The organism is Ignavibacteriales bacterium, from assembly GCA_020635255.1.
GTDB lineage: Bacteria > Bacteroidota > Ignavibacteria > Tepidaquicellales > Tepidaquicellaceae > JAEYVS01.
Window position 1 is genome coordinate 1389899 of sequence record JACKAC010000001.1, and the last position, 12262, is coordinate 1402160.

Annotated in this window: 14 protein-coding genes and 1 tRNA gene; 1 reads left to right on the plus strand and 14 read right to left on the minus strand. The window is 37.3% G+C overall.

What is annotated here, in order from left to right:
- Positions 1-219: 219 nt before the first annotated feature.
- The 14 genes from H6614_06260 to H6614_06325 all read right to left on the minus strand — a co-directional run bounded on the left by H6614_06260 (position 220) and on the right by H6614_06325 (position 11369).
- Entirely contained in the window at positions 220-1122 is a 903-nt protein-coding gene (locus H6614_06260) for an energy transducer TonB (GenBank protein ID MCB9243258.1), read from the minus strand.
- Between the two features lie 154 nt (positions 1123-1276).
- A complete protein-coding gene (locus tag H6614_06265) occupies positions 1277-1576 on the minus strand; it encodes an EthD family reductase (protein MCB9243259.1) in 300 nt (99 codons plus the stop codon).
- A 19-nt stretch (positions 1577-1595) separates the two neighbouring features.
- Complete coding sequence (locus H6614_06270; protein MCB9243260.1) at positions 1596-2825, minus strand: L,D-transpeptidase; 1230 nt, start codon at positions 2823-2825, stop codon at positions 1596-1598.
- A 170-nt stretch (positions 2826-2995) separates the two neighbouring features.
- Positions 2996-3811, minus strand: coding sequence for a phosphate ABC transporter ATP-binding protein (gene pstB / locus H6614_06275; GenBank protein MCB9243261.1), 816 nt, complete (start codon positions 3809-3811; stop codon positions 2996-2998).
- Positions 3812-3816: 5 nt separating this feature from the next.
- Entirely contained in the window at positions 3817-4689 is an 873-nt protein-coding gene (gene pstA / locus H6614_06280; protein MCB9243262.1) for a phosphate ABC transporter permease PstA, read from the minus strand.
- Positions 4690-5610 (minus strand): phosphate ABC transporter permease subunit PstC, encoded by a 921-nt coding sequence (pstC, locus tag H6614_06285; GenBank protein ID MCB9243263.1) that lies wholly within the window; start codon positions 5608-5610, stop codon positions 4690-4692.
- Between the two features lie 55 nt (positions 5611-5665).
- A complete protein-coding gene (gene pstS / locus H6614_06290) occupies positions 5666-6751 on the minus strand; it encodes a phosphate ABC transporter substrate-binding protein PstS (GenBank protein ID MCB9243264.1) in 1086 nt (361 codons plus the stop codon).
- A gap of 238 nt (positions 6752-6989) precedes the next feature.
- Positions 6990-7412 (minus strand): hypothetical protein, encoded by a 423-nt coding sequence (locus H6614_06295; protein ID MCB9243265.1) that lies wholly within the window; start codon positions 7410-7412, stop codon positions 6990-6992.
- A gap of 71 nt (positions 7413-7483) precedes the next feature.
- Entirely contained in the window at positions 7484-7867 is a 384-nt protein-coding gene (locus H6614_06300; GenBank protein MCB9243266.1) for a hypothetical protein, read from the minus strand.
- Between the two features lie 43 nt (positions 7868-7910).
- Positions 7911-8327 carry a hypothetical protein gene (locus H6614_06305; protein ID MCB9243267.1) on the minus strand — a complete coding sequence of 139 codons (417 nt, stop codon included), beginning with the start codon at positions 8325-8327 and terminating at the stop codon, positions 7911-7913.
- Between the two features lie 67 nt (positions 8328-8394).
- Positions 8395-9087, minus strand: coding sequence for a TIGR02206 family membrane protein (locus tag H6614_06310; protein ID MCB9243268.1), 693 nt, complete (start codon positions 9085-9087; stop codon positions 8395-8397).
- Positions 9088-9279: 192 nt separating this feature from the next.
- Positions 9280-9561 (minus strand): DUF4160 domain-containing protein, encoded by a 282-nt coding sequence (locus H6614_06315; protein ID MCB9243269.1) that lies wholly within the window; start codon positions 9559-9561, stop codon positions 9280-9282.
- 162 nt (positions 9562-9723) lie between these two features.
- Entirely contained in the window at positions 9724-10185 is a 462-nt protein-coding gene (locus H6614_06320) for a hypothetical protein (GenBank protein ID MCB9243270.1), read from the minus strand.
- A gap of 311 nt (positions 10186-10496) precedes the next feature.
- The gene (locus H6614_06325) at positions 10497-11369 is read right to left on the minus strand and encodes a hypothetical protein (GenBank protein MCB9243271.1); all 873 of its coding nucleotides are present in this window, start codon (positions 11367-11369) and stop codon (positions 10497-10499) included.
- A gap of 760 nt (positions 11370-12129) precedes the next feature.
- Between H6614_06325 and H6614_06330 the strand changes: the two genes are divergently transcribed.
- A tRNA-Met gene (locus tag H6614_06330) sits at positions 12130-12202 on the plus strand.
- Positions 12203-12262: the final 60 nt, after the last annotated feature.

A 12262-nucleotide genomic window follows, 5' to 3' on the forward strand; every position in this document is an offset into this window, starting at 1 on the left:
TCTCTTCCTGTTTCTGAAATTTTCGTTTTGCCTGAGCATTAACAAATCTATACAAACCATAGGCTATAAAAATAATGCCGAATGCTATTCGGGTATATGAGTCTATCGCAGATGGAAAAATCCCCGACACTAAAAACAATCCGATAAAAAATATGAATACGGAAGTTACATAATTTATTATTAGTGTCGGGGCTACCATTTTAAAAATTTTTAAAACTGCTACTCTTCGTTGCCCGAGTCTTCTTCTTCGTCGTCTTTTTTCTTAAACCCGCTGTTGAGTTTGAAGTTGAATGGTACACTTACCCAGCACTTTACAGGTTTTCCGTTTTGAAGTGCAGGAGTAAATTGCAATGCACCAACCTTATCTCTTACCTCATCGTGGAATACTGAAGGTCCACTAAGGCTTCCAACCTTGATCACAGAGCCGTCAGCACCAACAAGGATCTTAGCTGTTACTCGACCCTCTGTTCCTGATGATCTTGCGATTTCAGGATAACGCATTGAACCTCTTACTGAACCTAAATTAACAGGTTTTGGCGCAACCTCAACTTCGAATTGCTGATAAACATCCTTTTTCTTTTCTTCCTTCTTCTCGACCTTCTCTTCAACCTTTTTCTTGTTCAGATTGATATCACCAATATAATTTATGTTCGGAGCGTTTTCATCACCTTCAGATGATACCGGTGCGTTGATCTCTTCCAGTTTCTCTTGGGTTTTCATAGTAAGGATTTCCGCTTCCTGTTTTGGAACAGGCTCAGGAATAAGTGCTTCAAGATCCTTTAACGGAATTATTTCATCGGGAATTTCTACGTCCGGTGGAGGTGGTTCTTCCTCAGCTGATGGTGGAAGATCCAAATCCTCTAGAGTAATTATATTGTTATACTTATCTTTTTCATCAGCATTCACTTTTTGTATGTACATAGCCAGCACATATCCCCCGATCAAAAGGAGATATATCGATATCGCAATAATTAATCCTCTTGAAAAATATTTATTATAAAGCCTCTGAAGTTCCGGAGCGCCATATTTGAATGACTTAAAGTAACCCTCTTTGCCAATTAAACTATGGTCATCCTGAATTTCAGGCTGTTGATCGGGTTGATTTGTAGATTCATCGGACATTTTTCAGCCTCCTTAAAGTTTGTAAACTTGTTAGTTTAGTAGTATATTTACTACTTAAACCCTTGAAATTTAGATTAGTTCCGTAAAATCACCTAAATTTCTCTCACGTAATATATAAAAAAAATAAGAAATTAAACATTACATTTTTATTAAATTATTCCTCAATTTCGCCTATCATCATCACTACCAGCTCCTTGGCAAAAGACATCAAATTTGACGCTGCTGCTTTGCCTTCCGGAGATCCCATAGCCGCATTCAAGGAATCCATATCGTCAAAATACATCTCTGCCTGAAGATAATACTTTTCATCGGCTCCAAGGCTTTTTAGCTTTGTAACCTCAGTTCTTACCAACCCCGGCATTTTTCCTGCAAGAGGCAAATGTTCCTCAAAATATTTTTTATCGAACAATTCTTTGTCAGGTGGTGTCTTGTAAAGGGCAACTAATTTTGTCATGTGAGATTTTTATTAATGATTATTCACCGTCATCACCACTATTGCTTTCGCTGGAGCTTGACGTACTTATGTATGTAGTTCTTTTGGGTGTCGGTGGAAAATACGGTAATATACCGATCGGATTACTAAAATATTTCTTCACAAGATCTTCGTCACTCGAATATGTAAGATCATTAGCTTTATCTTTATTGGATGCCGCAACAAGCTTAAATTCACTTTCCGCTGTAGTCTCATCACCTATAGTTTCAAAATCATTTCTCAAAACAAGTTTATCGCCATCGGATTTAAAATAATACAATCTTGCGGGCATCTTCTGTGTCTTAGGAAGCTTCTTGTCATATCCGTCGTAAACACCTGTTACAGGAATCACTTTTGGATCGACCACAAAATATTCTCTTTCGGCTACATAATAATTTCCATTCAATACATTGTAAAGATTTTCTGCAAGCATCTTCTTCTGTTCTTCCTTTGTGTACTCCTTTCCGTTCTTAAAATCTTTCGGCGCAAAACCCACTGTTCTGGCATATTTCCCGTCATAATGGACAAGAACTAATGTACCCATTTCCGCATCCTTATACATTTGCCTCGCATCATCGTGACTCATTCTGATACATCCATGTGAAGATGGTCTTACCCCAAGATTTCCATAATAGCCCGTTCCTGATAATGAATGGAATCCGATTCCTTGATTAAATGTCTGAAAATGGAAAAGTGATGCATCATCAAACTGGCTGGATTTGTGATGTTCGTTTCTGTAAAATATCGCGAATAAACCCGGTCGTGCTTCAACACCTTTACTAATGAATTTGTTACCTGTCGATACAGGAAAACTTCTTGTATGTCCATCCCTCCAGTGCTGATATACTCGCTGTTCACTAACTCTTAGTTCGTACCAGACATCTTTATCTGTATAAACGGTATCCATCACTGGCTTTCTAAGATCGGAAGCGCTGACCAGAGTATTTTTGCTTATACGGCTGGTAGTATCATCCAGACCGGTTTCAATAAAACCATCGGTCTTGTAAGAGACAGTTTTCTTACCGGTATCATTCGCAAAACCTGCAAGAAGGAATACGACTAGGACCCCTGGAAGAAATATAGAAAATAACTTACCTCCGGGTGCTTCCCCATGATGTGAAGTGTGATCAGGCTCGTCGTGTAATATATTACCCTCCTCTGAAAAATCATCAGAGAGATGTTTATCCAAGCTATCGCCCAATAGATCCTTATTTAAGTTATTTTCATCCATAAATTAGACGTTTTTATCCCTGGTTATGCTTGTGTTCCCTAATTATACAAGTAAACCGAACAATCTGGAAAAAAGTGCAATTATCCTGTAAAAATAAAAATTCTTACAATAAAACACTATGGTAAAAAAATGCGATTTGTTGCAGAAAAATATAGCAATCGTATAGAGATTTAACCGAATTTTCCGGTAACGTACTCTTCAGTCAGTGTCTCATTAGGGTTTGTGAAGACTTTTTGAGTTTTCGAATACTCAATTAGATCGCCGAGGAAGAAAAATGCCGTACTATCGCTCACACGAGCCGCCTGCTGCATATTGTGGGTTACTATTATTATGGTGTAATTGGATTTGAGATTGAAGATAAGCTCCTCTACTTTTTGTGTGGATATCGGGTCGAGAGCGCTTGTAGGTTCGTCCATCAGGATTATTTCAGGATTTACCGCGATCGTACGAGCTATGCATAATCTCTGTTGCTGTCCTCCGGAGAGACTCATACCGGATACTTTTAAACGGTCTTTTACTTCGTCCCACAGCCCGGCAAGTGTTAAGCATTTTTCTACTTGCTCATCGAGGTAGGATCGTTTATACCGCTTATTAAATACAAGCCCGGAAACAACGTTCTCATAAATAGACATAGTTGGAAACGGATTAGCCTTTTGAAATACCATCCCGACTTTCTTACGGAGATCCGTCATCTCATAATCACGGATATCTTTATCTAAAACTATAATGTCACCTGTTACCTTACATTTGGGAGTAAGTTCATGCATGTTATTTAGAGCACGAAGAAAAGTAGATTTACCGCATCCGGACGGACCTATAATAGCAGTAACGGTGCCGTGCTTTATTTTCATACTAATGCGCTTAATAGCAGGTCGGTCTTTGAAGGATACGGTAAGGTCGCGCGTAATCACAGCAAACTTACCACCATGCTTTTCTTCTTCCTCACCGGCTATTTCCATTACAATATCTTCTTCCGTTTCAACCATAGACTTTATAGATTAGGACTGAACTTATTCCTGGTAACTAGTCTTACTAAAAGATTTACTACAAATACTAAGAATATCAACACAAATGCTCCGGCCCAGGCTTGTTGATGCCAATCTTCGTATGGCGATATCGCGTATGTGAATATCTGAACCGGAAGTGACGCGATCGGTTGGTCGAGAGCGTCGGACCAGAACCTATTACCGAAAGCAGTAAACAAAAGCGGAGCAGTCTCCCCTGCCGCACGAGCGATCGCAAGAAGGATACCTGTTATTATTCCCGCAGAGGCAGTTTTCAAAACCACACGTAATGTGGTTTTCCAGCGTGATACTCCTAGTGCAAGAGACGCTTCGCGGAGATTTTGCGGAACAAGCTTTAACATTTCTTCAGTCGTTCGAGTTACAGTCGGTATCATCAATATTCCCAGCGCAAATCCTCCCGCTAATGCAGAAAACCTGCCCATTGGCAATACTATCAACCCATAAGCGAATATCCCGATTATAATAGATGGAACACCGCTAAGTACATCTGTAACAAACTTTACAATATTCGAGAATAAACTGTTTGAATATTCAGAAACATAAATTCCGGCAAGTATACCGACAGGGATCCCGATCACCGAGCCTAATCCTACAAGGATAAGAGTACCAACGATCGCATTTGCCATACCACCGCCTTCTTCCCCAACCGGAGCAGGCAGGTTAGTAAAGAAATCGACGTTTAGCGCTGAAAAGCCCTGTCCCGTGGTATAAAAGAAAATATATATCAAAGGAATAATAGCTGCACCTGCAGCAAACATGCACAACGTTAACATAACGCTGTTAGTTACTTTCCTTCGCTTTAGATTTCCGGCGCTCTGATATATTTCATCAGCCGTCATTTATCTGCCTTCAGTATTTTTTGTTACGCCCATTATTAATAGACGTGCAAATGAGTTAATTATAAAGGTCACTCCGAACAGGATCAAACCGACTTCTATAAGGGCACTTATATGAAGCTGGCTAGATGCCTCAGCAAATTCGTTAGCTATAACCGACGCCATCGAATATGCGGGCTCGAACCACGACAGATTTATTTCCGCCCTGTTACCTATCACCATTGTTACCGCCATAGTCTCACCGACCGCTCTGCCAAATCCCAATACAGTACCTCCCAGTATTCCACTTCTCGCATTAAGCAAAGCCATTCTTATCGCTTCCCAGCGTGTTGCCCCAAGCCCATATGCCGCCTCTCTCTGAGATACAGGTATTGCTTTTAAAACATCTCGTGAGATTGCTGATATTGTCGGTATGATCATTATCGCAAGTATGATCCCGGCAGTAAGCATTCCTGTACCATATGGAGTCCCTTTAAAAAACGGGATAAATCCAAGATAATTTTGGAGAAATGGTTGAACGCTTTCCCTCATAAAAGGGGCAAAGACAAATATACCCCAGAAACCATATACTATACTTGGGATAGCTGCCAGTATTTCAATTAAAAAGCTGAATGTGGACTTAATAACATTTGGAGCTAGCTCAGATAGGAAGATAGCTACGCCAAGACTAACCGGAAGAGCGATTCCGAGCGCTATAAGAGATGAAACAATCGTACCGTAAATAAAAGTAAGAGCACCAAACTCATCTTTATTCGGTTCCCAGTTCTTCGAAAAAATAAAATCCCAGCCAAACATTGTTCTAGACTCATCTGAATATAGATACATTTCGTATATCATATACAGGAGCAGTGCAATGATAATTAAAGCAAAAAGAAGCGTCGTGTTTTCGAACAATAGATCACTCAGCCTCTTTTTGCTTTTAATTTCTTTCGTATTTTCAGGCTGGGAAGTAATAGTATAAAAATTTAATCGTTCCGGATTAGTTTAATACTTTACCGTCGTATTTTAAACTGTTAATCTTTTGCATTGCCTTTTCCCTCACTGCATCGGGGAGCGGAGCATAACCAAGGTCTTTAGCATATTGAGTTCCGTCAGTTAATGCCCATGTAAGGAACGCCTTAAGAGTCTTACCCTTGAATTCGTTCTTTTGATCTTCGTAAAGAATAATATATGTAAAGCTAGCGATCGGATACGCACCTTCTCCTGCTGCATTAGTGATTGACATTCTCATGTCATCAGGCATTTCAGTAATTGCGCCTGCAGCTGCCTTTGTGGTGGACTCGAGTGTCGGAGCAACAAATTCTCCGTTCTTATTCTTAATATGTGCAAACTTTAAATTATTTTGTACTGCATAAACATACTCTACATATCCAATAGAATTATCAAGCTGTTTTATCAATCCGGTAACACCTTCATTTCCTTTACCACCCTGGCCTACAGGAAATTTAACGTCCTTCCCTGTACCCGGACCATTCTTCCAGTCTTCACTAACTTTGGAGAGATAGTCGGTAAATACGAATGTGGTACCGCTTCCGTCGGTTCTGTGTGCCACAATAATATCGGCATCAGGCAAATTAACATCAGGATTCGACTCTTTAATTGCAGGGTCATTCCATTTTTTGATCGTACCAAGAAAGATACCTGCAACTGCTTCAGGAGTTAAGTTTAGATTTTGATCTACCCCGGGAATATTGTAAGCAAGCACAACCGAACCTATAACAGTTGGGATATGAATTACCTTAGAATGGTTCTTATCTTCAGCAGCTTTAAGTTCCTCCTCTTTCATCGGGCTGTCCGTTGCTCCGAAGTCAACCGTTCCTTCGGTAAGCTGTTTGATACCACCACCGCTTCCGATAGACTGATAGTTGATCTTTGCATCGGGATTCACTTTTCCATATTCAGTGAACCATTTTGAATAAACAGGAAAAGGAAACGTTGCACCGGCACCGTTAATTTGTTCGCCGGTTGTTCCCTCTTCATTGCCTTTATCGAGCATTTTGTTGTCCTGTTTTCCGCATCCGGAAAATATGAACAGGAGCAATAATACCGGGATAAACTTTTTCATTACATTAATTTTATTTAATAGATGTTTCCAATATATGTATAAGGGGTATTCTTAATGTTAAATTATCATTAAGAAATTGTAAAGCACCATGTCTTTATTTAACATTAATTTAAAAAGAGAAATCCCGAAAGATTAAGAAATTGTAAAGCTGTTTACAAAAAGGAAAAGCCTTCACGAATAATCATGAAGGCTTTTTGAGTTTTTATGGGGAATTATAGGTAATCGTAAAACTTAAAGTTTACTCTTTACTAGGTCTATCTGACTTATCTTTGTTCTTTCCTTTGTGTTTACCTTTATTCTTACCTTTATGGTTCTTCCTGTTCTCCTCCATCTTTTGTATCTGATCTGAAGTTAATACACCGGAGAGCTGTTTCTTAAGCTGTTCCCTTTTCTCTTTCCTTGCAGTTTTAAATTCATCCTTTGACTTATCATACTGATCTTTCATCGAACTCATTTCGGTAAAGTGATTGTAGAATATATCATAGACGGATTTATATTGCGAATCTGTCAGATTGAGATTCGTTTTCATTTTATCTGCAACCTTTGTAGCCTTTTCAGAAGGAGATAGTTTTTTATGATCTCCGTTTTTGTTTTGGGCAAAAGACGAACCAACCGCAAAAGTCAGCAGTAATACAAGACCTAAGATTAATTTCTTTGTCATAATAAAGCATTTGATTTACAAAAAATTCTAAATTCTGAGTGTTTGACAAAGAATACCAATATTTGGTTTAATCATCTTGGAGGCCCTTTTCTTATAAATTGACGCGAATTTTCCTGAAATTTCTCCCATTTATCCATCTGATTAGTGGTCAGTACGGCGGTCAATTCGTCCCTAAGTTTATCTGTGGCCTTATCCATAGCAGTAGCTGATTCATTCTGATCCATATCTTTATTTTTTCTCATCATATCATCCAGATTCTTATAGTACTCAACATAGATGTCGTAAACGGAATTTGCCTGCTCGTTAGTAAGGTCAAGCTCCTTTATCAAAATACTTGTTACAGCAGACGCTTCCTTCTCTGGATTCGGTTTTTTAGGTTTATCACCAAATTTTCTTTGCGCGTCTGCTGAACTCACTGCAACAAGCAAACAGCAAAATATAATTATTGTCCTCATGTTCTATTATATGACAGATAAAATATACTAAGTTTGATACTAATTATCTATCACGAGGAGGAGGTCCTTGCCTGTCCCCTGGAGGACCTTGTCTCTGCCCCATCTCTTTATGAATTTCTTCCCATTTTTCCATCTGATCATCGTTTAAAATACTGGACATCCCGGTCTTCAATTCACTTTGCTTCTGATCCATAATTTTCTGCATGTCGTCTTCATTCTTTGAAAAATTTTCCATAATATTCTTCATTTCGGAAAAATGGTTTTTGTAGACTTCATATACAGAGTTATATTGACTGTCGGTTAAATTCAAATCCTTTTTTAACCTGTCGGCGGTTTTCTCTGCCATTTCGTCAGGATTCATTTTTGGTCTATCACCGGGAAAATCTCCCTTAGGCTGGGCAAAGGAACTAACTGAAAGGAGAAGTATAAATACTATCCCCAAAATCATCTTGGTTTTCATTTCTTTATCTTTTAATGTTTAAATTCAATACGTAGATTTGACGATAACCGGAAGAAAAACTTGCAGATTATTTGGTAGACTTAGATAGTTTGTCATTAATATAAAAAGGCAAGTAGTAAATAAAGAAGGAGATTAGTGCAAGGATCTCAAGAGAAATAAGGTAATAAGGCCACGGACCCATAAAATTCAAAATACTCCCCTGCTCTGGTTTATACATTATAAAGCCGTAGTTGGCTCCGAGAACAATATTTATTAACAAAGCCGAAATAAAATAAACTTGTGTCCAAATAAAGGTCCGCTTTATTGAAACCGGGTATGGACGCAACCGAAATGCAAAGGTGAAGTACATTATACTGATTATAATACTGGAATGATTAACAAAGAAAATTATAAAACCTGGTGATGGGAAGTTTACCGTTATATCGGGGGTTATTAGAGCCTGAAGCGTTCCGCCCATAGCCCAAAAATAAGCTGTCTCATATGAGTATTGACTACGTGTTATAAAAGTAATAATTACTAAAATGATGACCCAGTCGCAGAGTTGCATTGGCAGGTTACCTTTGATCGAGAGATATCCGTTAGCATATTTATCTGCAATAAATGCTGAGGTAGTTATAATAATTAAAATTATTAGTGTCCATGAGAGCGTCTTTTCGGTCGATGGGAACTTCCTGGCAGTATAGGCAAACGCAAACGAAAATACCACTGTCAGTATCAGGACAATAATGTGAGGAAGATTGAATAGAGTGAAATCGTTCAAATTCTAATATCAGTTTGCTTATAGACAAAAATAAAAAAGCCTGTGGAAAGAATCCACAGGCTCATCAGGAGGTTAAATGGTAACATTTCACCCTCACTTATCTGGCAAAACTCTTTTCTTCTCCTCAATAATAAGAATGTTCTTTGTATAAAACTCGTAATTCAATTCCTTATCCCTTATAGCATTAATCATTCAAACAGCCTTCTTGGGAGGCATACTTTCCCAATTTTTGTAAAGATCGTTCTGGTGTTCCTTTGCCCATTTCAGAATGTTTATCGAAATATCAACGGGCAGTTTACCTTTAACGAGCGCGGGCTCATCGATAGAAAATACTGCGCTCGTACCTTTGTAATTCACACGGAAGTTAGGGAAATTATACATATCTGATCCTGCAGGCAGCATAAAAAACCTTATGCCGTCAAATTCAGCCACACGTTCTGCGGCACCTGTTATGTTCGTTTGGTCAGTTTTCATTTTTGTCATCATTTTAATTTCCCTGATCGAATTTATTTACTGCCTTTTTGTTTCTCAGTACCGGGAAAAATAATATGATCTAGTATGGTAATTATTCTTTTCATTTTTTTATCTCAGTATTTGTATTTGATCGTTCTATTCACACGTTAATTTTATCACCTATTAAGAAATAGATGTTACTGCACTTGTTGTAGGCGGTACAGGATTCGGGAAAATAATACCGTCCTCGTCATTCGGCGGCAGCATTGGAACGTCTACAAGTTGTATTGTAACCGATGACACATCATCAGGTGGTAATAATGGACCATCGCCATCATCTGGCGGTAATAATGGCATATCTAGATCAGCAAGAATTATTTGCGCACTGTGCTGATCATCCGGTGGTAATAATGGACCCATCCCGTCATCTGGCGGAAGTAATGGATTATCAGCAAGAATTATTTGTGTGTTATGCTGATCATCTGGTGGTAATAATGGACCCATCCCGTCATTTGGTGGAAATAAAGGTCCATCTACAAATGATTTATCAACTTTGTTGATATTTGTAGTATCAAACGTTGCACCGAGTGAAACGAATGAAAATACTGCAATTATAATTATTAAACTTTTTATTTTATTCGACATTTTTATGTCCTCCGAGTTATTCTCTACTTTTAATTTTAAAATTTGTTAATTAACAAGTTGGAATTATGGGTTCGCTGCAAGTAGGGATTATTGGAGCGAAAGTAGGAATAATCGGGCTACCCATTTCAACATCACAATTGTGAGTTGGAATAATTGGATTAAACGTAGGAATAATTGGACTAAAAGTTGGAATAATTGGATTTAAGTTTTGCATTTTAAATCTCCTTGCCGATTTTACGGCTTTTTTGTTTTTTAAATTTGTTTTTTATTTATCAGTATTTTGAGTAATCTAGTATTATCTATATTTCAAATTAGGCAGAACTTGACTTTATTAAAGACATTTCTCTAAATTCATCTACGGTGAATGATTGGTTCCAACAAAGTTCAAAAATATTTACAAAGAACTGAGCAAACTCTTTATTCCTTACAATAATATCTGTTTTATTATGCTTTGGAATACTCTTATCATGAATATTCAAATACACAATTTCACGATCAAAAACTACCAGGATGACTGTTAACATTTTTGTTAGCCGAATTTGCTCTCCATTTTCTTCGTAAAATTTACATATATCAATGAACTCATTTAAAGTTACACCAGTATACTTCTCGTCTCTTTTAACTTTAAAATTTAAACTCACCTCGTAAATCGAACGATATATTCCACCTCTTCTAATAAAATCTTGTGTTATATTATCGGCTTCTTTAGAGACTTCCCCTTCCATCCTATTCATCATGAGTATTTCTTCCTTTGAGTTCTTAATAAGTTCCATAAATCTGATCATCCTGTGTTTATTAAATCCACGGACCAGTTCAATGTTCATGGATTTACCATAGTTGCCTCCAGTATTATAGAACGGTATTACCTTTTTCAATAATTCAGATGCATCGTCGATTTTTTGGCTCGATTCTGTTTTAATATCATGTATGATCTTATCAGATATTACACGTGGATCTATGATTTCATACTTTAGGATAGTATTTGTTTCTATCTCATTACAGTATCCGCGTTCCACAAATACCTTAAGTATGTCATATATATCCGTTCTTCTGATCCCGGCAGCTTTTGCTACCTCAGATGCACTCATCTGACTGCCATTTAAAAGAGCGAGAAAAACCTTCGATTCATTCTCTGTGAATCCAATTTTCTTTAAGTAAAGCTTTATCTCATCTAAATTTTCCAAAGGACAGACAATTAAATTAGTTAGCGTTTTATTGTTTTAATCTTTAACGAGATAACCTATATTGCATATGCAGTGTTCTGCAATATGTAATATAAATATTGGGTTTTTTCAAATGCACCATGCGTAAATGAACACACTGCACTCCCAATTTAGATTACCCTCGTATAAGAATAGGCTATTGTAAAATACTACCAGTAAACCTACCCCATAAACCTAACACTAAAACAGGTCAATGCAAGCATAACCGCTTACAATGCCTGTCTCAATATTGTTGTAGAAATTTCCTACAACAATATTGGAAATTCCATTTTAATTGTCAAGATAAATCTTTCACGAAAACGATTCCCGTGATTTTAACAGTGATCTTATGGGAAAATTATAAATCCCATGGGCGTTCTGTTTAATTTCGTTGTTAACATTTTATATAGCTTCAATATTGTTGTAGAATTAATCTACGACAAAATTAGAACAAAAAAATTTAAATGTCAAGCCTTATTATTTTCGGGAATATTATACATTCACTACCTAAAATCTCTAATACTTCTGCGTTCATTTCCTTGATTTTTATTAGAAAAAATGTTGTAGAATCAATCTACAACAAAATTAATATAAATTATCACATTTGTCAAGTGAAATTTTATGAATAAAATCACTTTACAAAAAGATAACTTTGAGCTTAGAAACGCAGAAATCCTATATGGATAATGGGATTGCCCTATTCATTGAATGTTAAACGTAAAATGTCTATATTTATTTATACCGCGGGATGGAGCAGCTGGTAGCTCGTCGGGCTCATAACCCGAAGGTCGGAGGTTCAAATCCTTCTCCCGCTACTAGAGTAAGAGTCTTTGATTTTTCAAAGACTCTTTTTTATTTAGCCGCTAACTTTCACC